The 25,626-nt window shown below is 74.3% G+C and carries 18 protein-coding genes and 1 tRNA gene; 16 read left to right on the top strand and 3 right to left on the bottom strand.

What is annotated here, in order from left to right:
• Positions 1 to 64: 64 nt before the first annotated feature.
• Entirely contained in the window at positions 65 to 394 is a 330-nt protein-coding gene (locus tag AMK29_RS10740; RefSeq protein ID WP_073812126.1) for an Rv3654c family TadE-like protein, read from the top strand.
• Here AMK29_RS10740 and AMK29_RS10735 read toward each other — a convergent pair.
• On the bottom strand, positions 339 to 2,813 hold the full coding sequence (locus AMK29_RS10735; protein WP_073811077.1) for a DEAD/DEAH box helicase: 2,475 nt from the start codon (positions 2,811 to 2,813) through the stop codon (positions 339 to 341). The two genes, AMK29_RS10740 and AMK29_RS10735, sit on opposite strands and share 56 nt — an antisense overlap.
• Positions 2,814 to 2,893: 80 nt before the next feature.
• On the opposite strand from AMK29_RS10735, the gene AMK29_RS10730 reads away from it, so the two are divergent.
• The 11 genes from AMK29_RS10730 (at position 2,894) to AMK29_RS10685 (ending at position 19,941) form a co-directional block, all read left to right on the top strand.
• A complete protein-coding gene (locus AMK29_RS10730) occupies positions 2,894 to 3,247 on the top strand; it encodes an STAS domain-containing protein (protein ID WP_015034520.1) in 354 nt (117 codons plus the stop codon).
• Positions 3,248 to 3,262: 15 nt separating this feature from the next.
• Positions 3,263 to 3,721 (top strand): ATP-binding protein, encoded by a 459-nt coding sequence (locus AMK29_RS10725; protein ID WP_073811074.1) that lies wholly within the window; start codon positions 3,263 to 3,265, stop codon positions 3,719 to 3,721.
• 433 nt (positions 3,722 to 4,154) lie between these two features.
• Positions 4,155 to 6,464 (top strand): sodium-translocating pyrophosphatase, encoded by a 2,310-nt coding sequence (locus tag AMK29_RS10720; protein WP_073811072.1) that lies wholly within the window; start codon positions 4,155 to 4,157, stop codon positions 6,462 to 6,464.
• Between the two features lie 176 nt (positions 6,465 to 6,640).
• Complete coding sequence (locus AMK29_RS10715) at positions 6,641 to 7,330, top strand: small secreted protein (RefSeq protein WP_079196831.1); 690 nt, start codon at positions 6,641 to 6,643, stop codon at positions 7,328 to 7,330.
• Between the two features lie 207 nt (positions 7,331 to 7,537).
• On the top strand, positions 7,538 to 7,669 hold the full coding sequence (locus AMK29_RS37620; RefSeq protein WP_274535632.1) for a hypothetical protein: 132 nt from the start codon (positions 7,538 to 7,540) through the stop codon (positions 7,667 to 7,669).
• Positions 7,666 to 9,189 carry a DUF7059 domain-containing protein gene (locus AMK29_RS10710; RefSeq protein WP_073811066.1) on the top strand — a complete coding sequence of 508 codons (1,524 nt, stop codon included), beginning with the start codon at positions 7,666 to 7,668 and terminating at the stop codon, positions 9,187 to 9,189. Before AMK29_RS37620 ends, AMK29_RS10710 begins: the two co-directional genes overlap by 4 nt.
• 400 nt (positions 9,190 to 9,589) lie before the next feature.
• Positions 9,590 to 9,787: a hypothetical protein gene (locus AMK29_RS10705; protein ID WP_073811063.1), complete on the top strand. Its 198-nt coding sequence runs from the start codon at positions 9,590 to 9,592 to the stop codon at positions 9,785 to 9,787.
• A gap of 268 nt (positions 9,788 to 10,055) precedes the next feature.
• Complete coding sequence (gene topA / locus AMK29_RS10700; RefSeq protein WP_073811061.1) at positions 10,056 to 12,911, top strand: type I DNA topoisomerase; 2,856 nt, start codon at positions 10,056 to 10,058, stop codon at positions 12,909 to 12,911.
• A 270-nt stretch (positions 12,912 to 13,181) separates the two neighbouring features.
• A complete protein-coding gene (tmk, locus tag AMK29_RS10695; protein ID WP_073811059.1) occupies positions 13,182 to 16,559 on the top strand; it encodes a dTMP kinase in 3,378 nt (1,125 codons plus the stop codon).
• Between the two features lie 86 nt (positions 16,560 to 16,645).
• Complete coding sequence (locus AMK29_RS10690) at positions 16,646 to 17,443, top strand: ABC transporter ATP-binding protein (protein ID WP_073811056.1); 798 nt, start codon at positions 16,646 to 16,648, stop codon at positions 17,441 to 17,443.
• Positions 17,440 to 19,941, top strand: coding sequence for an FtsX-like permease family protein (locus tag AMK29_RS10685; protein ID WP_073811054.1), 2,502 nt, complete (start codon positions 17,440 to 17,442; stop codon positions 19,939 to 19,941). Before AMK29_RS10690 ends, AMK29_RS10685 begins: the two co-directional genes overlap by 4 nt.
• Positions 19,942 to 20,072: 131 nt before the next feature.
• Here AMK29_RS10685 and AMK29_RS10680 read toward each other — a convergent pair whose 3' ends face one another.
• On the bottom strand, positions 20,073 to 20,717 hold the full coding sequence (locus AMK29_RS10680) for a response regulator (protein ID WP_073811051.1): 645 nt from the start codon (positions 20,715 to 20,717) through the stop codon (positions 20,073 to 20,075).
• Positions 20,705 to 21,958: a sensor histidine kinase gene (locus tag AMK29_RS10675; RefSeq protein ID WP_073811048.1), complete on the bottom strand. Its 1,254-nt coding sequence runs from the start codon at positions 21,956 to 21,958 to the stop codon at positions 20,705 to 20,707. The genes AMK29_RS10680 and AMK29_RS10675 overlap by 13 nt, the downstream gene beginning before the upstream one ends.
• Before the next feature lie 173 nt (positions 21,959 to 22,131).
• Here AMK29_RS10675 and AMK29_RS10670 point away from each other — a divergent pair, with 173 nt between their 5' ends.
• The 4 genes from AMK29_RS10670 (at position 22,132) to AMK29_RS10655 (ending at position 25,470) form a co-directional block, all read left to right on the top strand.
• Positions 22,132 to 22,317, top strand: a complete 186-nt coding sequence (locus tag AMK29_RS10670) for a hypothetical protein (protein ID WP_073811045.1) — start codon at positions 22,132 to 22,134, stop codon at positions 22,315 to 22,317.
• A gap of 172 nt (positions 22,318 to 22,489) precedes the next feature.
• Positions 22,490 to 23,692 (top strand): DNA polymerase III subunit delta', encoded by a 1,203-nt coding sequence (locus tag AMK29_RS10665; RefSeq protein ID WP_073811042.1) that lies wholly within the window; start codon positions 22,490 to 22,492, stop codon positions 23,690 to 23,692.
• A 71-nt stretch (positions 23,693 to 23,763) separates the two neighbouring features.
• Entirely contained in the window at positions 23,764 to 25,311 is a 1,548-nt protein-coding gene (locus AMK29_RS10660) for an alpha/beta hydrolase (protein WP_073811040.1), read from the top strand.
• Between the two features lie 85 nt (positions 25,312 to 25,396).
• Positions 25,397 to 25,470: transfer RNA gene (locus AMK29_RS10655), tRNA-Thr, on the top strand.
• Positions 25,471 to 25,626 lie beyond the last annotated feature (156 nt).

Genomic DNA, 25,626 nt, shown 5'->3' with positions numbered 1-25,626 from the left:
CCGCCGGACCGGCCGTCCGTCCGGTCGTCCGTCCGCCCGGCGGTCCGATCGGGGTGCGGCGACCGTGTGGGTGGCGGTCGCGGCGTGCGCGCTGTGTGTGGTGTTCGGGGCGGTGCTCGCGCTCGGGCAGGCGGTGGCGGCCCGGCACCGGGCCGGTGGGGCCGCCGATCTGGCCGTCCTCGCCGCCGCCGACCGTGCCCTGTGGGGTGAGGCCGAGGCGTGCGCCGTCGCCGCCAGGGTGGCCGCCGCGCAGCGCGCCGAGCTGGTGCGGTGCGCGCTGCGCGGCGAGATCGCGGAGGTGACCGCGCGGGTCGCCGCCGGGCCCTACCGGCCCGAGGTCAGGTCCCGGGCGGGCCCTCCGGGCTCCCCGGCGCTTCCCGCAGGATCTCGGTGAGGAGGCGTACGGCGCCCCGCTTGTGCAGCGGATCGTTGCCGTTGCCGCACTTCGGGGACTGGATGCAGGAGGGGCAGCCCGCCTCGCACTCGCAGGAGGCGATGGCCTCCCGGGTGGCCGTCAGCCAGGCGCGGGCCGTGTGGAAGGCGCGCTCGGCGAAACCCGCGCCGCCGGGATGCCCGTCGTACACGAAGACGGTGGGCAGCAGGGTGTCGGGGTGGAGTGGTACGGAGACGCCGCCGATGTCCCAGCGGTCGCAGGTGGCGAACAGCGGCAGCATGCCGATGGAGGCGTGCTCCGCGGCGTGCAGGGCGCCGCCGAGGATCTCCGGGGTGATCCGGGCGGCGTCGAGCTGGTCCTCGGTGACCGTCCACCAGACGGCCCGGGTGCGCAGCGTGCGGGGCGGCAGGTCGAGTTTGGTCTCGCCGAGGACCTCGCCCGTGATCAGGCGGCGGCGCAGGAAGGAGACGACCTGGTTGGTGACCTCGACGGAGCCGAAGCAGAGACGGCCGGCCCCCCAGGGGATCTCGGTCTCGGTGTCGAGGACGGCGATGGAGGTGGTGTCGCGGGCGGTGGTGGAGTACGGCGGGGCGGCCTCCTCCACGAGGGCCACGGAGTCCTTGAGGTCGAGCTCCCGCACCAGGTAGGTGCGGCCCTGGTGGAGGTGGACGGCGCCCTCGTGGACGGCGGTGTGGGAGGCGGCCTCGTCCACGGTGCCGAGCAGCCGGCCGGTGCCGGCCTCGACGATCCGGACGGGGCTGCCGCCGCCGCCCCGGATGTCGGTGAGGTCGGCGGCCCTCTCGCGCCGGGTCCAGTACCAGCCGGTGGAGCGGCGGCGCAGCAGACCGGCGCCCTCCAGCTGCGGCAGCAGTCCGGGGGCGGCCGGGCCGAAGAGGGCGAGGTCCGGCTCGGTCAGCGGGAGCTCGGCGGCGGCGGCGCACAGATGGGGGGCGAGGACGTAGGGGTTGTCGGGGTCCAGGACGGTCGACTCGACCGGCTGGTCGAAGATCGCCTCCGGGTGGTGGACCAGAAAGGTGTCCAGGGGGTCGTCGCGGGCGATCAGGATCGCGAGGGAGCCTTCGCCCGAGCGGCCGGCGCGGCCCGCCTGCTGCCACAGGGACGCCCGGGTGCCCGGATAGCCGGCGATCAGGACCGCGTCCAGGCCGGAGACGTCCACGCCCAGCTCCAGGGCGCTCGTGGCGGCCAGGCCGAGGAGCTCGCCGGAGTGCAGGGCCCGCTCCAGGGCCCGGCGCTCCTCGGGCAGGTAGCCGCCCCGGTAGGCGGCGACACGCCGGGCGAGGGAGCGATCGGTCTCGGCGAGGCGTTCCTGCGCGATGACCGAGATCAGTTCGGCGCCGCGCCGGGAGCGGACGAAGGCGACCGAGCGGACGCCCTGCCGGGTCAGGTCGGTCAGCAGGTCCGCGGTCTCGGCGGTGGCGGTGCGGCGCACGGGCGCGCCGCGCTCGCCGTGCAGCTCGGTCAGCGGGGGCTCCCACAGGGCGAAGACCAGCTCACCGCGGGGGGAGGCGTCGTCGGCGACCTCGGTGACCGGCAGCCCGGTGAGGCGGCCGGCGGCCAGGGCGGGTTCGGCGGAGGTGGCGGAGGCGAGGAGGAAGACCGGTTCGGAGCCGTACCGGGCGCAGATCCGGCGCAGTCGCCGCAGCACCTGGGCGACGTGCGAGCCGAAGACACCCCGGTAGGTGTGGCACTCGTCGATCACGACGTAGCGCAGCGACCGCAGGAAGGAGGACCACCGGGGGTGGGACGGGAGTATGCCCCGGTGCAGCATGTCGGGGTTGGTCAGCACGTGGTTCGCGTACTGGCGGACCCATTCGCGCTCCTCGACGGGCGTGTCGCCGTCGTAGACGGCGGGGCGGATCCGGTTGCCGAGCGGGGCGGCCAGCTCTCGCACACGGCGCCGCTGGTCGGCGGCGAGGGCCTTGGTGGGGGCCAGGTACAGGGTGGTGGCGCCGCGCCCGTTCGGGGCCTCGGCGCCGTCCAGGAGGGTGCTGAGGACGGGGGCGAGATAGGCCAGCGACTTGCCCGAGGCGGTGCCGGTGGCGATCACCACGGACTCGCCGTCCAGGGCGTGCTCGGCCGCCTCCGCCTGATGGGCCCAGGGGTGCTCGATCCCGGCCGCCTCGATCGCCGCGATCACCTCCGGACGGATGCGGTGCGGCCAGACTGCATGACGGCCCGCCCGGGCGGGCATGTGCTCCGTATGAGTGATGCGCGCGGCCCGGCTCTCGCCCGAGGAGAGCCGGTCGAGGACCATGCCGGGGGAGGGTCGGTTGCCCATGTCCCCGGCTGGACGACTGGGGCGGTGATTCTTGGCCATCGGCACCGAGTGTGTCACTGCCATGACGGACAATGCTTCCAAGGCGTCGTGCATGGCTGCTGGTAAGTGATTGAATGCCATCGCGGCTGACGATCAGTTTCCTGACTCCGTCCGGGAGATCCCGGGGGACGATCGTTCGATAGCAAGGTGCTGGAGGATCCGTGGACCTGTCCCTGTCGACTCGCAATGTGTCCGGCGCTGGTGGCGACCGTACGGTCGTCGAGGTCGGTGGCGAGATTGATGTGTATACCGCGCCCAAGCTGCGCGAGCAGTTGGTCGAGTTGGTGAACGACGGCAGCTACCACCTGGTCGTCGACATGGAGGGCGTGGACTTCCTCGACTCCACCGGACTCGGCGTGCTCGTAGGCGGCCTGAAGCGCGTCCGTGCCCACGAGGGCTCGCTGCGCCTCGTCTGCAACCAGGAGCGCATTCTCAAGATTTTCCGGATCACGGGTCTCACCAAGGTGTTCCCGATCCACACCTCGGTCGACGAGGCCGTCAACGCCGTCGACTGAGCCCAGGGGGTTCGCATGGCCACCGTTGAACTCCGCTTCAGCGCTCAGCCCGAGCACGTCCGCACGGCCCGCCTGGTGGCGGCCGCGGTGGCGCGCCGGGCCGGTGTCGACGAGGCGGTCCTCGACGAGGTGCGTCTCGCCGTGGGTGAGGCCTGTACCCGTGCGGTCGGGCTCCACCGCAGCAACGACGTCACGACCCCCATCCGGGTCGTCCTGACCGAGGAGGAGAAGTCGTTCTCCATCGAGGTCGGCGACGAGGTGCCGGGTGCGGGGGTGGCGGCGGCCGATGCCGCCGGTGTCCCCGGCGCGCGCTCCGCGGCTCCGGCCGAGGACTTCGACGACGCGGACGGTGAGGACGAGATGGGGCTCGCGGTGATCCGCGGGCTCGTCGACGACGTCGAGGTGAGCGCCGGCGAGGACGGCGGCACCATCCGGATGACCTGGCCCGTGAACGCGGCGGACATCCTGTCCTGACCCGCGTGCACGCACGACAAGCAGACAGCTGTACGAGAAGAGGCCCTGCCCCGCAGGGCCTCTTCTCGTTGCCGCCCCCGCGCCCCGGGGCCTCCCGGCCCGGCGCCCCCGCGCCCCGGGGCCTCCCGGCCCGGCGCCCCCGCGCCCCGGGGCCTCCCGGCCCGGCGCCCCCGCGCCCCGGCGGGGCCTCCCGGCCCGGCGCCCCCGCGCCCCGGCGGGGCCTCCCGGCCCGGCGCCGTCCCGCCCGTGCCCTCGCGCGATCTCGCACCGCACCGCACCGCACCGCAGCGCACCGTGCCGCGCCTCGCCGCGCCTCGCCGCGCCCGCCGTCCCCCGGAGCCGCGCCACGCCCGGGCCCCCGGATTGGTGCATCCGCGCGGGGGTCCTACAGCGTCCCCGTATGTGCTGGTTCGTCTCCCTATGATCCGTCTCCATGTACGCCACTTCTCTCGCCGCGGCGGTGCTCACGAGCGGGAACCGGACGATCGTGGTCGTCGTCGGCGCCGTCGCCCTCGCCGCGCTGGTCGTCGCCCGGCTCCTCGTCCGCCAGGTGCTCGCCGCGGGTGAGGGCACCGAGAGGATGAGGGAGATCGCCGCGGCCGTGCAGGAGGGGGCCAACGCCTACCTCGCGCGGCAGCTGCGGACCGTCGCCGTCTTCGCGGCCGCCGTGTTCTTCCTGCTGATGCTGCTGCCCGCCGACACCTGGTCGCAGCGCGTCGGTCGCTCCCTGTTCTTCCTGGTCGGAGCGCTCTTCTCGGCGGTCACCGGCTACATCGGCATGCGACTCGCCGTACGGGCCAACGTCAGGGTCGCCGCGGCGGCCAGGGAGGCCACCCCGGCGCCGGGCGAACCGGAGAGGGGCCTGACCGAGGTCGCGCACCGGGCCATGCGGATCGCGTTCCGTACCGGAGGTGTCGTCGGCATGTGCACGGTCGGCCTCGGACTCCTCGGCGTCGCCTGTGTCGTCCTCGTCTACGCCGCCGACGCGCCCAAGGTCCTGGAGGGATTCGGACTGGGCGCGGCGCTCATCGCCATGTTCATGCGCGTGGGCGGCGGGATCTTCACCAAGGCCGCCGACGTCGGCGCCGACCTCGTCGGAAAGGTGGAGCAGGGCATCCCGGAGGACGACCCGCGCAACGCGGCCACGATCGCCGACAACGTGGGCGACAACGTCGGCGACTGCGCGGGCATGGCCGCCGACCTCTTCGAGTCGTACGCCGTGACCCTCGTCGCCGCGCTCATCCTCGGCAAGGCGGCCTTCGGCGACCACGGCCTGGCGTTCCCCCTGATCGTGCCGGCGATCGGGGTGGTCACGGCCGTGATCGGCATCTTCGCGGTCTCCCCGCGGCACGCCGACCGCGGCGGGATGAGCGCGATCAACCGCGGCTTCCTCGTCTCGGCGGTCATCTCGCTGGCCGGGGTCGCCGTCGCCTCCTTCGTGTACCTGCCGTCCTCGTACGCCGACCTCCAGGGCGTCACCGAGCCGGGCATCGGGGACCACGCCGGCGATCCCCGGGTCCTCGCGCTGGTCGCCGTCGCCCTCGGCATCGTCCTCGCCGCCCTCATCCAGCAGCTCACCGGCTACTTCACGGAGACGAGCCGGCGGCCGGTCAGGGACATCGGCAAGTCCTCGCTCACCGGCCCCGCGACCGTCGTCCTCGCGGGCGTGGCCCTCGGCATGGAGTCCGCCGTCTACACGGCCCTCCTGATCGGGCTCACCGTGTACGGGGCGTTCCTCCTCGGCGGCGGCTCGATCATGCTGGCGCTGTTCGCGGTCGCCCTCGCCGGGACCGGCCTGCTCACCACCGTCGGGGTGATCGTCGCCATGGACACCTTCGGCCCGGTCGCCGACAACGCCCAGGGCATCGCGGAGATGTCCGGGGACGTCCAGGGCGCGGGAGCCCAGGTCCTCACCGATCTGGACGCCGTCGGCAACACGACGAAGGCCATCACCAAGGGCATCGCCATCGCCACTGCCGTTCTCGCGGCGGCGGCGCTCTTCGGCTCGTACCGGGACGCCATCGCGACCTCGGTCGCCGAGGTCGGGGCCCGAGCGGGAGAGTTGACGCTCTCGATGGACATCTCACAGCCCAACAACCTCTTCGGTCTGATCCTCGGCTCGGCGGTCGTCTTCCTCTTCTCGGGGCTCGCGATCAACGCCGTCTCCCGGTCGGCGGGATCGGTGGTGTACGAGGTGCGGCGGCAGTTCCGCGAGCATCCCGGGATCATGAACGGCACCGAGAAGCCGGAGTACGGACGGGTCGTCGACATCTGCACCAAGGACGCGCTGCGGGAGCTCGCCACGCCCGGACTGCTCGCCGTGATGGCCCCGATCGCCGTCGGCTTCGCGCTCGGCGTCGGGCCCCTCGGCGCGTATCTCGCCGGAGCGATCGGCACGGGCGCGTTGATGGCGGTCTTCCTCGCCAACTCCGGTGGCGCCTGGGACAACGCGAAGAAGCTGGTGGAGGACGGGAACCACGGCGGCAAGGGCAGCGAGGCGCACGAGGCGACCGTCATCGGGGACACGGTCGGAGATCCGTTCAAGGACACCGCGGGCCCGGCGATCAACCCCCTGCTGAAGGTCATGAACCTGGTGGCGCTGCTCATCGCGCCGGCGGTCGTCCGGTTCGGCCACGGGGACGACGCCAGTGCCGGGCTGAGGACGGCGGTCGCCGGGTTCGCGCTGCTCGTGGTCGTCGCCGCCGTGCGGGTCACCAAGAGGCGTTCGGTGAGCATGTCCTGACGCCGGGTCTCCTGACGTGGCGTCCGTCTCATTCCCGCGTGCTTCCAGAGTGGGTGAGGGGTGTCTCCCTTGGGGCAAAAGGTTGCAATACGGGGTGAATCAGTCGTACGAAAGGTGGAAGTAGCCCGTTCGGCGTGTATGTTCCGGGGCCGAGAGCCTTGGAAGGGACCGATCCGGTGAACAAGAAGCTTGCGGCCGCACTGTCCGGCGGCGCGGTACTGGTGCTCGCGCTGTCCGGTTGCAGCGACGACGAGGGCGACAAGGTGGGCGACTGGGCCAAGACGTTCTGCGATCAGGCGAAGCCGCAGATCCAGAAGCGGGCCGACGCCCACCAGATCATCATTTCGACGGCCGCGGACAGCAAGCCGGCCGAGATCCAGGCAGCTGACTCGAAGGCGTTCCAGGACATCGCCAACGCCGACCGGGCGCTGGCCAAGGCCGTCGAGAGCGCCGGAGCCCCGCCCGTAGAGAACGGCCAGAAGATCCAGCAGGACGCGATCAAGGAGCTGAACGCCACCGCGGTGGCGTACGAGGGGCTCAAGAAGCAGGTCGACGCGCTGGATCCGACGAACCAGCAGAAGTTCGCGGACGGTCTCCAGGGCGTCGCCGACGGGCTGACCAGGATCGAGAAGATGGACCAGAACGCCCTGGCCAAGCTGGAGGAAGGCGAGCTGGGCCAGGCGATGGCCAAGCAGCCCGGCTGCCAGAAGCCCACGGCCTCGGTCCCGCCGAAGGCCTCCGGCTCCGCCTCCCCGCAGCCCGGCTCCACCGCCACGGGCTCGGACGAGGGGCCGGACGCCGACCCCACGAAGAAGCCCTCCGCCAAGCCGACCAAGACGACCCCGGCGACCAAGCGCGCGGAGTAGGACGGGACATCGGCCGGGCCGCCGCCCGGCCGGGCCCGTGACGGCCGCCGATCCGCCGACCGCCGAACGACGGCCGCCGATCCGCCGAACGACGGCCGCCGATCCGCCGACCGCCGAACGACGGCCGCCGATCCGCCGACCGCCGAACGACGGCCGCCGATCCGCCGACCGCCGAACGACGGCCGCCGATCCGCCGACCGCCGGACGATGGCCGCCGATCCGACGACGGGCGACCGGCGACCGACGACCGGCGACCGCCGACCGATGGCCGCCGATCCGGCGGCCGTCGCCGGGTCGGCCGTCCCGATGTCGGTGGCGGCGGTCACAATGGAGCGGTGAGTACGACCAGCCTGCCTCCCCGCCTCCCGGTGCCCGCGCACGCCGCCCGTCTGCGCGAGGCCCTCCTCGCCGCCGACTTCACCGCCGACGGGCTGCTCGACCTGCTCGGCGCCCCCGCCTACGCGGCGCTCGCCCGCAGCGAGACCGTGCCCGCCCTGCGCGCCACCCGCGGCGACTCCCCGCTGGAGACCCTCGTCCGGCTCTTCCTGCTCCAGGAGACCGTCGCCCCCGACCGGGCCGCCGCCGCGCTCCCGCTCGACGAGGCCCTCGCCGACGGCTGGGTGGTCCGCGAGGGCGACGCCGTGTCCGCGACGGTCGACATCCGGCCGTACGGCGGGCCGGACGGCGAGGACTGGTTCATCGTCTCCGACCTGGGCTGCGCCGTCGGCGGAGCCGGAGGCATCGGCAAGAAGGACGAAGGCGTCGTCCTCGGGGTCGGCGGGGCGTCCACCACGCTCGCCGGCATCACCGTCCGCACGCCGGTCTCCTCCGCGCTCGACCTCGGCACCGGCTCCGGCATCCAGGCGCTGCACGCCGCCCAGCACGCCACCCTGGTCACCGCGACCGACCTCAACCCGCGCGCCCTGGACTTCACCCGGCTGACGCTCGCTCTCTCCGGGGCCCGGGAGGCCGAGTTGCTCGCGGGCTCGCTGTTCGAGCCGGTGGACGGCGACAGGTACGACCTGATCGTCTCCAACCCGCCGTTCGTGATCTCCCCCGGCGCCCGGCTCACCTACCGGGACGGCGGGATGGGCGGCGACGACCTGTGCCGCACGCTCGTGCAGGAGGCCGGCGAGCGGCTCAACGACGGCGGATACGCCCAGTTCCTCGCCAACTGGCAGCACGTCGAGGGCGAGGAGTGGCAGGAGCGCTTGCGGTCCTGGGTGCCGCGCGGCTGCGATGCCTGGATCGTGCAGCGGGAGGTCCAGGACGTCACCCAGTACGCGGAGCTGTGGCTGCGGGACAGCGGCGACCACCGCGGTGACCCGGACGCGTACCGGCAGGCGTACGAGGCCTGGCTCGACGAGTTCGAGGCCCGCAAGACGCGCGCGGTGGGCTTCGGCTGGATCACGATCCGGCGGAACGAGGCGGTGGCCTCCGGTTCCGTCGAGCCGTCGATCGTCGTCGAGGAGTGGCCGCACCCCGTCGAGCAGCCCCTCGGGCCCACCGTCCTCGCCCACTTCGAGCGCCAGGACTATCTGCGCGCCCGCGACGACGCCGCCCTCCTCGCCGACCGGTTCACGCTCGCGCCGGAGGTGGTGCAGGAGCAGGTCGGGCTCCCGGGCGCGGAGGATCCCGAGCACGTCGTGCTCCGGCAGAACCGGGGCATGCGCCGCGCCACCAAGGTGGACCACATCGGTGCCGGGTTCGCCGGGGTGTGCGACGGCACGCTCAGCGCGGGCCGCATCCTCGACGCGATCGGCCAGCTGATGGGCGAGGACCCGGTGATACTGCGGGACCGCACCCCGCAGGCGATCCGGCTGCTCGTGGAGGAGGGCTTCCTGCTGCCCGCCGAGTGAGCCTCCGCCGGAAGGCCGGGAGGCGCGTTCCGCTTCCCGGCCGCCGGGCGGCCCGCCGACGCCGGCGGGGCAGGGCAGGGCCGGACCCTGCCCGTGGCGGCCGGCCCGTTCGTGGAAGCCGGAATGCTGCTGGTCGGGCCCCTTGTCCGGGTTCTCCTCCCCGTCCGCCGGGGCGGAGGACCGGGTGCCGTCGCGGGCCGTGCCGATCGGGTCGGAGCGGCCGCCCCCACGGCTTCCGCCTCTCGCCCGGCGGCGAAGGGCGGATCAGTACCGGCCATCCTCGTGAAACCGTACGGGACGCTCCGCGTCGTTCACCCGGAATTCGCACCCCCGATGCCCGGAGGTGCCAGCCTCGGCAGCGGGAGACGAACATCGCACGGGGACGGAACGGGGTACGGGCATGGAGAGCGGGCCGGCGATTTTCGCGGGGGCGGCGTTCACGCTGTTCGGAGGCGCGCTGCTGGTGTGGACCACCGTGCGGACGCTGCACCGCGAGCCCGTCGCGTACGGGGTCGCCCCCCGTGCCGCCGTCGCGCTGACGAGCCTCTTCGGCGCCGGCTTCCTCGTCCTCGGCGTCTGGTGCTTCGCCAGGCTCTGACTCTTCTCCCGGGCCCTTTCACGGACCTTCGTGATCTTTCGCCGGGGCCCCGGCGCCGACGTCCCGCCCCGCCCGACCGGCAGTCCGGGCGGCAGGAATGCCAAAACTCGGGTTACCGTTCGAGTGGCCGTTGCGGGCTTTCGCCGTTTGACACGGGGGCGGGTTGTACCGTCACACTCCGCAGCGACGGGAGCGTCACCGTCCGTGCCGCTGCCGTGCGTGCCAGCGCTACGTGCCAGAGAGTGTCGATCCGGAGAGAAGAGCGAAGTTGTCCCCGACCAGCGAGACCGCACACGGCGGCCGCCGACTCGTCATCGTCGAGTCGCCTGCCAAGGCGAAGACGATCAAGGGCTACCTCGGCCCCGGCTACGTGGTCGAGGCGAGCGTCGGGCACATCCGTGACCTCCCCAGCGGCGCCGCCGAGGTGCCCGAGAAGTACACCGGCGAGGTGCGCCGCCTCGGGGTCGACGTCGAGCACGACTTCCAGCCCATCTACGTCGTCAACGCCGACAAGAAGGCGCAGGTCAGGAAGCTCAAGGAGCTTCTCGCCGAGTCCGACGAGCTCTACCTCGCCACCGATGAGGACCGCGAGGGCGAAGCCATCGCGTGGCACCTCCAGGAAGTCCTCAAGCCCAAGGTCCCGGTCCACCGGATGGTCTTCCACGAGATCACCAAGGACGCCATCCGCGAGGCCGTCGCCAACCCGCGCGAGCTGAACCAGCGCATGGTCGACGCCCAGGAGACCCGCCGCATCCTCGACCGCCTCTACGGCTACGAGGTCTCGCCGGTCCTGTGGAAGAAGGTCATGCCGCGGCTGTCCGCCGGCCGCGTGCAGTCCGTCGCCACCCGGCTCGTCGTCGAGCGGGAGCGCGAGCGCATCGCCTTCCGCTCCGCCGAGTACTGGGACCTCACCGGCACCTTCGGCACCGGCCGCTCCGGTGACGCGTCCGACCCGTCCCAGCTGGTCGCGCGCCTCGCGGCGGTCGACGGCAAGCGGGTCGCGCAGGGTCGTGACTTCGGCGCCGACGGGCGGCTCAAGAGCGAGGCCGTGCTCCACCTGGACGAGGCGAACGCGCGGACGCTCGCCGCCGCCCTCGCCGACACCGCCTTCTCCGTGCGCTCGGTCGAGTCGAAGCCGTACCGCCGCTCCCCGTACGCCCCCTTCCGCACCACCACCCTCCAGCAGGAGGCGAGCCGCAAGCTGGGCTTCGGTGCGAAGGCGACCATGCAGGTGGCGCAGAAGCTGTACGAGAACGGCTTCATCACCTACATGCGTACGGACTCCACGATCCTGTCCGACACCGCCGTCGCGGCGGCGCGGGCGCAGGTCACGCAGCTGTACGGCGCCGACTACCTGCCGGAGAAGCCGCGCGTCTACGCGGGCAAGGTCAAGAACGCGCAGGAGGCGCACGAGGCGATTCGCCCTTCGGGTGATCGTTTCCGCACCCCGGCGGAGACCGGTCTGACCGGCGACCAGTTCCGGCTGTACGAGCTGATCTGGAAGCGGACCGTCGCCTCCCAGATGAAGGACGCGACCGGTAACTCCGTCACCGTGAAGATCGGCGGCCGGTCCTCCGACGGCCGGGACGCCGAGTTCAGCGCGTCCGGCAAGACGATCACCTTCCACGGCTTCATGAAGGCCTACGTCGAGGGCGCCGACGACCCGAACGCGGAGCTCGACGACCGCGAGCGGCGCCTGCCGCAGGTCGCCGAGGGCGACGCGCTGACCGCCGACGAGATCACGGCGGACGGCCACGCGACCAAGCCGCCGGCCCGCTACACCGAGGCCTCGCTGGTCAAGGAGCTGGAAGAGCGCGAGATCGGCCGGCCGTCGACGTACGCGTCGATCATCGGCACGATCCTCGACCGCGGCTACGTCTTCAAGAAGGGCACGGCTCTCGTGCCGTCCTTCCTGAGCTTCGCCGTCGTCAACCTCCTGGAGAAGCACTTCGGGCGGCTCGTCGACTACGACTTCACCGCGAGGATGGAGGACGACCTCGACCGCATCGCGCGGGGCGAGGCCCAGTCCGTGCCGTGGCTGAAGCGCTTCTACTTCGGCGAGGGCGAGGCCGGAACGGGCGCCTCCGGTGGTGCGGCGGACGCCGGGAACGGCGACGGCGACCACCTCGGCGGCCTGAAGGAACTCGTCACCGACCTCGGCGCCATCGACGCCCGCGAGATCTCCTCCTTCCCCGTCGGCAACGGCATCGTGCTCCGCGTCGGCCGCTACGGCCCCTACGTCGAGCGCGGTGAGAAGGAGGCCGAGGGCCACCAGCGGGCCGACGTCCCCGAGGAGCTCGCGCCCGACGAGCTGACCGTCGAGCTCGCCGAGGAGCTGCTCGCCAAGCCGAGCGGCGACTTCGAGCTGGGCGCCGACCCGGTCAGCGGCAACCAGATCGTCGCGAAGGACGGCCGCTACGGCCCGTACGTCACGGAGATCCTGCCCGAGGGCACCCCGAAGACCGGCAAGAACGCGGTGAAGCCGCGCACGGCCTCCCTCTTCAAGTCGATGTCCCTCGACACTGTCACCCTGGAGGACGCGCTCCGGCTGATGTCCCTGCCCAGGGTCGTCGGCGCCGACGCCGAGGGCGTCGAGATCACCGCGCAGAACGGCCGCTACGGGCCGTACCTGAAGAAGGGCACGGACTCGCGGTCGCTCACCGACGAGGAGCAGCTCTTCACGATCACCCTCGACGAGGCGCTCGCGATCTACGCCCAGCCGAAGCAGCGGGGCCGGGCCGCGGCCAAGCCGCCGCTGAAGGAGCTGGGCACCGACCCCGTCAGCGAGAAGCCCGTGGTCGTCAAGGACGGGCGCTTCGGCCCGTACGTGACGGACGGCGAGACCAACGCCACCCTGCGGACCGACGACAGCGTGGAGACGATCACGCCGGAGCGCGGTTACGAGCTGCTCGCGGAGAAGCGGGCCAAGGGACCGGCGAAGAAGACCGCCAAGAAGGCCCCGGCGAAGAAGACGACCACGGCGAAGAAGACGGCCACGAAGACGGCGGCGAAGAAGACCACCGCCGCCAAGACCACGGCCGCCAAGAAGACCGCGGCGAAGAAGACGACGACGGCGAAGAAGACGACCGCAGCCAAGAAGACGGCGGCGGCGAAGCCCGAGTAGGCACGGCTCGCGAGACGGCGGGGGCGGGGGTGAAGACCCCCGCCCCCGCCGTCGTCACAGGCGCCCGCCCCGCCGCCCGACATGGCCTCGTCCCACCCGCGGCGGGTCCGATCCGCCGTCTGCGGAGGCCCGGTCCGCCGCCTGCGGAGGCCCCGGTCCGCGGGCCCGCCCCGCCCCGTGTCACAGGCTCGTGCCGCCCTTCGTCACAGGCTCGTCCGGATGTTCGGGCGGGGGCCGCGGGGAGCAACGGCGTCCGGATAGGGTGGACGGATGACGCGAGCAGAGCAGCCAGACCGCCTCGGCGATTCCGACGCCGCACTCGTCGCGGATTCCAGGGAGCGTGCCGTACGCGCCCTGTTGCGCCATCAGCCAGTGCGCAGGTTGTGGAGCGCGCACCTCGCCGGCAGCACCGGTGACGCGCTCACCCTCATGGTCCTCGTCCTCCTCGGCCTCCAGGCCGCCGTCGCCGAGGGCGCGCTCGGAGGGGGAGCACGGGGAGCCGCGTTCGCCGTGGCCGCCGTCGTCGGCGCGCGCCTGCTGGCCTCGGTCCTCTTCGGGGCCGTCCTCCTCGGGCCGCTGACCGCGCTCACCGGTCCCGGCGGCGCGCTCGACCGGCGCTGGACCATGATCGGCGCCGACGGCGTCCGGATCGCGCTGCTCGTCGTCGCGCCCCTGTGGATCGACTGGACCCCCGGCAGCGCCCTCTGGTACCTGCTCGGCACCGTCTTCGTCACCGGCGCCGCCGAGCGGCTCTGGACGGTCAGCCGGGAGGGCGCCGCGCCCGCGCTGCTGCCCGCCCCGCCGATCGAGGGCGGGGCCGTACGACCGCTGCCCGACCACCTCGGGGCGCTGCGGCGCCTCTCCCAGCGCACCGGCTTCCTCGCCGTACCGGCCGCCGCCGCCGTGCTGTTCGTCGCCACCCTCGTCGGCAACCTGCTCGGCGTCGGCATCGACTGGTTCTCGTTCCACCAGGCCGCCCTCGGCTCGTACGTCGCCGCCGGGCTCTTCGCCGCCGCCGTCACCGTCGTGTACGCGATGGCGCTGCCCGGCGGAGAGACGCCCCGGCCCCGTTCGCCGCTTGAGGGCCTGCGCCGGCCGGCCGGCGAGAAGGGCCGTACCGGAGCCTTCCAGCCGCTGGTCCTGACCTGCGCCACGGTCGCCGGCGCCATCGCCGCCGCCGCGTCCGTCGCCGTCCTCCACGCGTACGACCTGGGCGGCGGCCCCGTCACGTACGCCCTGCTGATCCTGGCCCTCAGCGGCGCCACCGCCGTCGGCATCCGCACCGCGGGCTCCGTCCTGCCCGTGCTGTCCCGGCGCCGGCTGCTCGCCCTCGCGACCGCCGTCACCGGCGTCGCCCTGATCGCGATGGGCCTGGTCCCGGACACGGCGACCGTGCTGTTCCTCTCCGTCCTCGCCGGATACGCGGCCGGAGTCGCCGCGAACACCGGCCACGTCCTCGTCGACCAGGAGACCGAGGAGCCGCGCAGGGCCCGCACCACCGAGCACCTCCAGGCCACCGCCCGGGTCGGCATGGGCATCGGCGCGCTCGCCGCCCCGCTGCTCGCCGCCGCGATCGGCCCGCACCGTCTCGCCGCCGGCGACCTGGTCCTCGCGCACGGCGGAGCCGCCTTCACGCTCGCCCTCGTCGGCGCCCTGCTGCTGCCCGTCGCCGCGCTCGTCCTCGCGAAGACCGACGACCGGGCGGGCGTCCCGCTCCGCCGCGACCTGCGCGACGCGCTGCGCGGCTCCGACCCGGCGCAGGCGCCCTCCGCGACCGGCTTCTTCATCGCCCTGGAGGGCGGCGACGGCGCCGGCAAGTCCACCCAGGTCGAGGCGCTCGCCGAGTGGATCCGGGCCAAGGGCCACGAGGTCGTCGTCACCCGCGAGCCCGGCGCCACCCCGATCGGCAAGCGGCTCCGCTCGATCCTCCTCGACGTGTCGTCGGCGGGGCTCTCGAACCGCGCCGAAGCCCTGCTGTACGCCGCCGACCGCGCCGAACACGTCGACTCCCTGGTCCGGCCCGCCCTGGAGCGGGGCGCGATCGTCCTCTCCGACCGGTACATCGACTCGTCCGTGGCCTACCAGGGAGCGGGCCGTGACCTGTCCCCGACGGAGATCTCCCGGATCTCGCGCTGGGCGACGGACGGTCTCGTCCCCCATCTGACCGTGGTCCTCGACGTCTCGCCGGAGACCGCGCGGGAGCGCTTCACCGAGGCGCCCGACCGCCTGGAGTCCGAGCCGCCGGAGTTCCACGCGCGCGTACGGGCCGGCTTCCTCGCCCTCGCCGCCGCCGACCCCAGCCGCTACCTCGTCGTCGACGCCGGTCAGGAGCCCGAGGCGGTCACCACCGTCGTACGCCACCGGCTCGACCGGATGCTGCCGCTGTCCGAGGCCGAGGTGAAGGCCGTCGAGGAGGCCCGCCGGAAGGCCGAGGAGGAAGCGCGCCGGAAGGCCGAGGAGGAAGCGGCCCGCAAGGCGGAGGAGGAGCGTCTCGAACGCGAGCGTCAGGCGCAGCTCGCCAAGCTCCGCGCCGAGGAGGAGGAGCGCAAGCGGCGCGAGGAGGAAGAGGCGCGCCGTCTGGAGGCCGAACGGCAGGCGGAGGAGGCCCGGCGGAAGGCCGAGGAGGCCCGACTCGCCGCCGAGGCCGCCGCCGAGGAGGAGCGGAAGCGTCTCGCGGCCGAGGAGAAGGCCCGCAAGGAGGAGCAGGAACGACTCCGCAAGGAGGCCGAGGAGGAGACCCGGCTGCGGGCCGAGGCGGAGGAACGCCGCCTGGAGAAGCAGCGCAAGGCGGAGGAGGCCCTGCTCCGGGCCGAGGAGGCCCGCCGGATGGCCGAGGCCGCCGCCTCCGCGAAGGCGGCGGAGGAGGCCGCGGCGAAGGCGGCCGCGCAGCGGGCGGCGGCCGAAGCCGCCGCCAAGGCGGCCGCGGAGCGCGCGGCGGCCGAGCGTGCCGCGGCGGAGCAGGCGGCCGCTCAGCGCGCCGAGGCGGCGAAGGCCGCGGAGACGGCGGCGGCCGAGCGGGCCGCCGAGGACGCGGCTCGCGCGGCGAGCGCCGCCGCGGTGTCCGCGAACGAGGTCACCGTCGCGACGCCGATCGTGAAGCCGGAAGCGCGGGCGGGCGGCAGTGGGGCCGGCGCGGGTACGGGCACGGGAGGCCGGGCCGGCGCCTCGGACCCGCGCGTGGGCCGCGTGGCCGACCCGCGGACGGACGTGTCGCAGGGCTCGGCGGCGGACGCGCCGACCGTCTCGCCCGACGAGGTCACCGTGGCCACGCCGATCGTGAAGATGACGAAGCCGGAGGCCGAGACGGCCGCCCTGCCCCGCGTCCGGGAGACGCGCGGCGTCGACGAGACCGCGGTCCTGCCTCCCGTACGGGACGCCGAGGAGACCGCCGTGCTCCGGCCCGTACGGGGCGCCCGGGCGTCCGACCCCGTCGACCGGGTGCCGCAGGGCATCTTCCGCGACGCGCGGGAGGAGTCGGACGGCGCGAACGACCGGACCCGTGAGCTGCCCCAGCTCGACGAGAACGGCCGGCCGCGCGGCCGCTCCGACTGGGCCGAGGAGACCCCGCTCGACGACCTGCCGACGCTGGCGGACGAGCTGTTCGGCCCGCACGACGACGAGGACGAGGGGCCCCGGCGCCACCGCTGATCCCGTGGGGGGTGGAGCTAGCTCCACCCCCCTTTCGGAAGCCAGCACCATCCCGCTGTGACCTGCGCTTTTCTAGCGTGGGGGGCATGACGACGACAGCTGTGACGGACAGCGGTGCCGCCCGCGCCCTGGATGCCGCCCTCACCCTCGACCGCGTGAGCCGGACGTACGGAGGCGGGGCGCCCGCGCTCGACCGGGTGAGCCTGGCCGTGCCGCGCGGCCGGTTCCTCGCGGTGATGGGTCGGTCGGGCTCCGGCAAGTCCACCCTGCTGCGGTGCGCGGCCGGACTCGAACGGCCGACGACCGGGACGGTCCGGATCGGCGCCACCGACCTCGCCACGCTGAAGGCGGCCGGGCTCACCCGGCTCCGGCGGGACCGGGTCGGCTTCGTCTTCCAGTCGCTGAACCTCGTGTCCGCCCTCACCGTGCGGGAGAACGTCACCCTGCCGCTGCTCCTCGCCGGAGCCCGCGAGGGCCGGGAACTCGACGCCCGCGCCCTCGCCGGGCTGGGGGCGGTCGGGCTCGCCGACCGGGCCGAGGACATGCCGGAGGCCCTGTCCGGAGGCCAGCGGCAGCGGGTGGCGATCGCCCGCGCCCTGGTCGGCGAACCCGAGGTCGTCTTCGCCGACGAACCCACCGCCGCCCTCGACCCGGTCACCGCGGCCGGGGTCCTCGCCCTGCTGCGGCGCGCGGTCGACGAGCGGGGCACCACGGTCGTCCTCGTCACCCACGACCCGGTGGCCGCCGCCTGGACGGACGAGGCCGTGTTCCTCGACCGGGGCAGGCTCGTCGGGCACCTCGACCGCCCGGACGAGTACCGCGTACGGGAGCTGCTGGGCGGTCGGGCCGACGCGGGGCACCGCCGGATGGCGGTCGCCCGATGAAGCCACTGGCAGATCCCGCGGTCCGGCTGCTCTCGGCCCGGTACCTGCGGACCCACCGGAAGGCGTGGACCGCCGTGTTCGCGGCCGTGGCCGTCACCTCGGCCCTGCTCGGCGCCCTGGCCCTCGCCCTCGGCTCGACCGCGCTCGGCCACGCGCGCGTGGAGCGGTACGCGGCGGCGGCCGTCGTCGTCGCCGGCGACCAGGAGGTCCGCTGGACGACGAAGCCCTGGGGCGGCGAACCGACCACGGAGACGGCGGGCCTGACCGAGCGGGTACGGGTCCCGGGCGAGGCCGTCGACGTGCTGCGTACGGTCCCGGGCGTCCGCGCCGCGGTGCCGGACCACACGTTCGTCGTACGGGAGGTGACCGCCGGGGAGGCGGGTGCCCGGGGCGTGGGCGTACGCGAGGCGGTCGTACGTGACGAGGGGAAGGGTGCCGGTGCCGTTTCCGGCGCCGGCCGGACCTACCCCGGGCGGTCCTGGGAGGCGGCGCGACTCGCCCCGTACGGGCTGGTCGCCGGGCGGGCGCCCCAGCGGGCCGGAGAAGCGGTCCTGGGCTCCGGTGCCGGGACCCGGGTCGGGGACTCCCTCGCCGGGTTCAGGATCGTCGGGGTCGCCGACGGGCCCGCCGCGCTGTACGTCACGGCCGCGGAGGCGCGGAAACGCGCCGGGCACCTCGGTGCCGTCGACGCCGTCGGGGTCCTGGCCGAGCCCGGCGTACCCGTGGACACCCTCCACGCGCGCGTGCGGGCCGCCCTCGACCGGGCCGGCCTCAAGGACACCGCGTCGGGGCAGCCGCTCCGGGCGCTCACCGGCGACGGGCGCGGCGGTGCCGAGCACCTCGCCGCCGCGCCCGCGCGCGGCGAACTCCTCCAGCTGCTCGCGGCCGTCTCCGGGACCGTCGTCCTCATCGCCGTCCTCGTCCTCGCCTCGCTCGTCGCGCAGGCGCTCCAGCAGCGCGCCGCCGAGCGGGACCTGCTGCTCGCGGTGGGGGCGACACCCCGTCAGGTGCGATCGGCGGCCGGCCGGGAGGTGACCCGGGTGGCGGGACTCGCGGCGCTGCTCGGCGCGGTCACGGCCGTGCCGGTGTTCCTGGCGCTGTGGTCGGCGCTGCGGGCCCGTACCGGAGTCGTACCGGAGGGCCTCGAAGTCCCCGTCCCGCCGTGGCTGTTCGCGGCCGCCCCCGCTCTCGTCGCCCTCGTCGTCGTCGCCGTCACCCGGCTCGTCGTCCTCTTCGCGACCCGGCGGCCCGGACGCCCCGGGAAGGGCCGCGCGCGGCGCGTCAGCGGGATCCTGCTGCTCCTGGCGGGCGTGGCCTCGGCCGGCACCGCCTCGGTCCAGGGCGGTGGGGCCGCCGCGGCCGCCGCCGGAGCCGCCACGGTGACGCTGGTCTCCGGGTGCGCCCTGCTCGGGCCGTGGATCGCGCGGGCCGCGATGAAGGTCCTGGAGCCTACGTTCCGCCGGTTCGGCGGCGCGGCGGGGCGGCTCACCGCCGCCGGCGCGAGCGCGCACTCCCGCCGTCTCGGGGCGGCGCTCGTCCCGGTCGTCCTCGTCACCGCCTTCGCGCTCGTGCAGCTCTCGGCGGGCACGACGATGGAGCGGGCCGCGACCGCGCAGGCACGGGCCGCGACGACCGCGGACCTCGCGTTCTCCGGGACGACCGCGGAGAGCGTGCGGAAGCTGCCGGGGGTCGAGGCGGCCACGGACGTGCTGCGGTCGACCGTCGTCCTGGCCCGCACGGAGGCCGGTTCGCCGCGCTTCGACCGCCTTCCCGTCCTCGGGGTGGACGCCGAGGGCCTCGCGGGCACGCTCGACCCGGGCGTCGTCTCCGGCGACCTGGCCGGGCTCGCCGGGCGCGGCACCGTCGCGGTCGGTGCGACCATGGCCGACTCCCTGGACCTACGGGCCGGTTCGACGGTCGAGCTGCGCCTCGGCGACGGCGTGCCGAAGCGGCTGCGGGTGGTGGCGGTGTACGAACGCTCCCTCGCCCTCGGTGAGTTCCTGCTGCCGAAGGCCGAACTGGCGCCGCACATGAGCGATCCGTACCCCGCGCGCGTACTGGCCGCCGCCGCGGACCGGAGCCCCGCAGGCGGTCCCGTCGTGCCCGAGCAGGTGACGCCGCCGGGGGCCGAGTTGAACGGGATCGTCTCGGCCGCGATCGTCGCCGCCATCGGCGGGCTCACCCTCCTCTCCGTCCTCAGCACCCTCACCCTGATCGGTGCCGGGCGGCGCGGTGAGCTCCGGCTGCTCGGCCAGGTCGGCGCCTCGGCGGGTCAGTTGCGCCGGATGCTGGGCCTGGAAGCGGGGTTCGTGACCGCGACCGGCCTGCTCATCGGGGTCGTGGTGGCCGCGCTGCCGCTGACCGCCTTCGCCTGGTCGCTGACCGGCGGCCTGCCGTACCTGCCGCCCGCACAACTCGGCCTGATCGCCGGATCGGTGGCCGTCACGGTGGTCGCGGGCGTGTTCCTGCCGCGGCCGGGGCGGCGAGCGAGGAGCTGATCGGCGGGTGCCGGGTCGGGCCGGGCCGCGGCCGTGCGCGGCGGCCCGGCCCGGCGGGTGCTGCCCGGTGGGTGTTGCCTGGCAGGTGCTGCCATGGGGTGCGGCCCGGCGGGTGCCGTTCGCCGGGCCGCTCAGGCGTCGAGGTAGGCCAGCACGGCGAGGACCCGGCGGTGGCCGCCGCTGTCGCTCGGCGGCAGGCCGAGCTTCAGGAAGACATTGCCGATGTGCTTGTGCACGGCCCGCTCGGTGACCACCATCGAGCGGGCGATCGTGCCGTTGTCATGCCCCTGGGCCATCAGTTCGAGGACCTCGCGCTCGCGGGGCGTGAGGGACTTCAGCGGGTCGTCGCGGCGGCGGGCGAGAAGCTCGGTGACGACCTCCGGGTCCAGGGCCGTACCACCGGCGGCGACCCGCTCCAGGGCGTCGAGGAACTCGTCCACCCGCCCCACCCGGTCCTTCAGGAGATAGCCGACGCCCCGCGCGCCGCCGCCCAGGAGCTCGGCCGCGTACGTCTCCTCCACGTACTGGGAGAGCACCAGCACCGGCAGGTCCGGCAGCTGTTCGCGGGCCGCGAGCGCCGCCCGCAGCCCCTCGTCGCGGAAACCGGGCGGCAGCCGTACGTCGAGGACGGCCACGTCGGGGCGCTGCTCCACCAGCAGCGGCAGGATCTCGGGCCCGGTGGCCGCGACGCCGACGACCTCATGGCCGGAGGAGGTCAGCAGCAGCACGAGTCCTTCCCGCAGGAGGGCGTTGTCCTCGGCGATCACCACACGCACGGAAGCTCCACTTCGATCACGGTCGGGCCCCCTTCGGGGCTGGTCAGTTCCACGGTGCCGTCGAGCGCGGCGACCCGGCGGCGCATGCCCGTGAGCCCCGAGCCCGCGCGTTCACCGGCTTCCGCGCCGCCCCGCCCCTCGTCCGCCACGCGCACGCGGAGAGCGGCCGGCGCGCGGGTGAGGGAGACGGAGGCGCGGGCGGCGCCGCTGTGCTTGGCGGCGTTGGTGAGGGCCTCGGCGACCACGAAGTACGCGGCGGCCTCGACCGCGGCGGGAGCACGGAAGTCACCCGCGGGCGCCTCGGCCGGGTGGTCCGCGTGGTCGGCCGGCCCCGTCACGGCGGGTTCCCCGGCCGGGTGGTCCGCGTGGCCGGCCGGCCCCGTCACGGACACCTGCACCTCCAGCCCGCTGCTCGCGGCGAGGGCGCGGACCGCCCCGGTCAGACCCCGGTCGGTGAGGATCGGCGGATGGATGCCCCGCACCACGTGCCGCAGCTCCGCCAGCGCCTCCTCGGCCTGCGTCTGCGCGTCGTCCAGGAGCGCCCGCGCGGCGGCGGGGTCGGAGTCGTACGCCCGTCTGGCCAGGCCGATCCGCATGGAGAGCGCCACGAGCCGGGCCTGGGCGCCGTCGTGGAGGTCGCGTTCGATCCGGCGCAGCTCGGCGCCGTGCGCGGCGACCGCGCCCGCCCGGGTGGCCGTCAGCTGCTCGATGCGGGCGGCGAGGGCGGCGTCGCGGGCGGCCGACGGGGCGGGGGTGAGCAGGGTGCGCGACCAGTCGCCCGCGAGGCCGGCGAGACGGCCGATCAGCGGCAGCGCCACCGGCCGCCGTCCCGCGAGCCCGGTCACCACGCCGTCGACCAGCAGCGCGGGCACCCACAGCACCAGCGAGGCGTACCAGAGCACCATGCCGTAGAGCAGCTGCGCGCCGGCCCAGACCACGTCCCGTACCGTCCCGGGATCGGTGACGGCGGTGCGCACGCGCGCGGGGAGCGGACCTTCGAGCGGAAGGTACGCCTCCGGGATGGGCGCGCCGGTCCAGGCGGCGGTCCTGCGCCGCTCCCAGCCGGCGAGCCGCCGCAGCAGCAGCACGCTCTCGGGGAGCACCCCGGCGCCGATGACCGTGACGGTGAGGCAGGCCGTGAAGAGGGCGACGCCCACCATCAGATGACAGAGGATCGCGATGACGGCCCCGCCCAGGAGATGGAGCGACGCCCGGGCCGCTTCCTTGATCGCGTCGCGCATGCCGCCAGACTAGGCGGGAGGGCCCGAGGGGCGCGGTGGAGCAGGCACCACCATCGGTCCGGGGGCGGGCACCGCTGTGCGCGGACGGCGTGACGACGAAGATCGAAACCGTACGGGGCCGCGGCTCATCGGCGGCGCGTCCACCCACCTCCTCCCGAAGCACGGAGACCTCCATGCGGTTCCTGTTCTGGCTGCTCCTCACGGCGGGCGTCCTCGGCAACGCCTACGTCAACACCTTCGCCGACTGGACCGGCGCCGCCCACGCCACGGCGACCGTCGCCTCGGGCGTGGCGGTGCTCGGCTCGGCGGTCGGCCTCTGGCTCACCCGCGCCCGCACCGGCGCCCGCGGCGAGGCCTGAGCCCCGGCGGGACGTGCCGGTGGGCGAGGACTCGCCGCCCCGGCTCCGGCACGGAGGGTTCCGAAGGTCGGCCCCGGCTCCGGCAGGGAGTGTTCCGAGGGCCGCCCCGGCTCCGGCGGGGAGTGTCAGAGCGCTGCCCCACAATGGAGGGCGTACCTGAGGAGGGGCAGACATGGCCGTATGGGACGACCTGGTCGGACAGACACGGGTCGAGGAGCAGCTCGCCGCCGCCGCGCGGGACGCCGACGCGCTCGTGACCGCCCATGCCGCAGGTGAGCCCGACCCCGAGGCGTCGAAGATGACCCACGCCTGGCTCTTCACCGGTCCGCCGGGGTCCGGCCGGGCGACGGCGGCGCGGGCCTTCGCCGCCGCGCTGCAGTGCGTGAGCCCCGACCGGGCCCTCGGCGGGGCACCCGGCTGCGGCTTCTGCGACGGCTGCCACACCACCCTCGTCGGCACCCACGCGGACGTGGAGATCATCCGCACGGACCTGCTGTCCATCGGCGTGAAGGAGACCCGCGCCCTCGTCCGCCGCGCCCAGCTCTCCCCGGCCGGCGGCCGCTGGCAGGTCATCGTCCTCGAGGACGCCGACCGGCTCACCGAGGGCGCGGGAAACGTGCTCCTGAAGGCGATCGAGGAGCCCGCCCCGCGCACGGTCTGGCTGCTCTGCGCGCCCTCCCTGGAGGACGTGCTGCCCACCATCCGCTCCCGCTGCCGGCACCTGACCCTGCGCACCCCGTCCGTGGAAGCGGTCGCCGACGTGCTGATGCGGCGCGACGGCGTCGATCCGGAGATGGCGCGGACCGCCGCCCGCGCCACCCAGGGCCACATCGACCGGGCCCGGCGGCTCGCGACGGACGAGCGGGCCCGCGCCCGCCGGGCCGTCGTCCTCAAGCTGCCGCTCCGCGTCGACGACGTCGGCGGCTGCCTCAGGGCGGCCCAGGAGCTGGTGGACGCCGCCGCCGAGGACGCGAAGCAGGCCGCGGAGGAGATCGACGTCAAGGAGACCGACGAGCTCAAGGCGGCGCTCGGCGCGGCCCAGGGCGGACGGATGCCGCGCGGCACGGCAGGGGCGATGAAGGAGCTGGAGGAGCGGCAGAAGCGCCGCAGGACGCGTACGCAGCGCGACAGCCTGGATCTCGCGCTGACCGACCTGACGGGCTTCTACCGCGACGTCCTCGCCCTGCAGCTGCGCTCGCGTTCGGCCCTCGCCAACACGGACGTGCGGGACGCGCTCGAGCGGATCGCCGGCGCCACCACCCCGGAGCGGACGCTCCGCCGCATCGAGGCCATCCTGGCCTGCCGCGAGGCCCTCGACCGGAACGTGTCGCCGCTGCTGGCGGTGGAGGCGATGACGATGGCGCTCCGCGGCTGACCCGGGGCCGCCCGACCGGGGGACACGACACGATTGGACACGGTACGTACCGGTCCGGATACGCTCCGGGGATGGACTCCAGGCGCTTGCTCCGTACGTCCGCGTCGGCCCTCGCGGCCGCCGGGCTGATCCTCTCCGGCTGTACGAGCGGAAGCGACGCGGCGGCGTCCCGCACGACGGCGGCGAGGCCGGCCGCCCCCTCCGCCCCGCCGGAGGCCCTGAAGTCGTTCTACTCCCAGCAGCTGACGTGGCGGGAGTGCGGGGTCGACGGCTTCCAGTGCGCGACCCTGCGCGCCCCCCTGGACTACGCGAAGCCGGACGGGCCCGAGGTGAAGCTGGCCGTCTCCCGGGTCCGGGCGACCGGCCCCGGCAAGCGGCTCGGCTCCCTCCTGGTCAACCCTGGCGGCCCCGGCGGCTCCGCCGTCGGCTACCTCCAGGCGTACGCGGGCGTCGGCTACCCCGCGCCCGTCCGGGCCCGCTACGACATGGTGGCCGTCGACCCGCGCGGAGTCGCCCGCAGCGAGCCGGTCGAGTGCCTGACGGGCCCGCAGATGGACGCGTACACGCAGGTCGACCAGACCCCCGACGACCGTGCGGAGACCGACGCGCTCAGCGCGTCCTTCAAGAAGTTCGCGGCCGGTTGCGAGAAGCGCTCGGGCACGATCCTGCCGCATGTCTCCACCGTCGAGACGGCCCGTGACATGGACATCCTGCGGGCGGTGCTCGGCGACGCGAAGCTCACCTATGTGGGGGCGTCCTACGGCACGTTCCTCGGAGCCACCTACGCCGAGCTCTTCCCGGACCGGGTCGGGCGCCTCGTCCTCGACGGCGCCATGGACCCCTCGCTGCCGGCCATCGACCTCAACCGCGACCAGACCGCCGGCTTCGAGACCGCGTTCCGGGCCTTCGCCGCCGACTGTGTCCGCACCCCGGACTGCCCCCTGGGCACCGGGTCGGTCGACGCGGCAGGCGAGGCGCTCAAGAAGTTCTTCCGCGACGTGGACGCCAAGCCCGTGCCCACCGGCCAGAGCCGCCCGCTCGGCGAGTCCCTCGCCACCACCGGCGTGATCGCGGCGATGTACGACGAGGCCGCCTGGCCCCAGCTGCGCGAGGCCCTCACCCGGGCGATGGGCGGCGAGGGCTCCGGCCTCCTGGCCCTGGCCGACAGCTACTACGAGCGCGAGGCGGACGGCACGTACGCGAACCTCATGTTCGCCAACGCCGCCGTGAACTGCCTGGACCTGCCGCCCGCCTACCAGGGCCCCGCCGACGTCGAGAAGGCCGTCCCGTCCTTCGAGAAGGCCTCCCCGGTCTTCGGCAAGGGCCTCGCCTGGGCGGCCCTCAACTGCACGTCCTGGCCGACGCCGGCCACCGGAAAGCCCCACCGCATCACGGCCGAGGGCGCCGCCCCGATCCTGGTCGTCGGCACCACCCGCGACCCGGCCACCCCGTACAAGTGGGCCCAGTCCCTGGCCGGCCAGCTCTCCTCCGGCACGCTCCTCACCTACGAGGGCGACGGCCACACGGCGTACGGCCGGGGCAGCGACTGCATCGACACGGCGATCAACACCTACCTCCTGGAAGGCACCCCTCCGCAAGACGGAAAGCGCTGCTCGTAGGCATGATCCAGGGGTGGTCGGAGCACCCCTGGAAACTGTGTAGACTTGGCGGCGCTGCTGCACCCAACATGGGTCTGCACAGCACGCCGCCTTAGCTCAGTTGGCCAGAGCAACGCACTCGTAATGCGTAGGTCTCGGGTTCGAATCCCGAAGGCGGCTCGGATCAGCCCCAGGACTCACTCGCCGTGACCTGGGGCTTTTTCATGCCCCGAGACGGGGCCCGCTGTTCGACAGGTGGGCGGGGGTGGCGGGTGACGGGTGGGGCGTCATAGAACTCCTGGGGACCGGCACGTCGGTCGACACAGCAGGGAACAA

The organism is Streptomyces sp. CB02261, assembly GCF_001905665.1.
Classification (GTDB): domain Bacteria; phylum Actinomycetota; class Actinomycetes; order Streptomycetales; family Streptomycetaceae; genus Streptomyces.
This window is presented reverse-complemented; position numbering and strand designations above follow the sequence as displayed.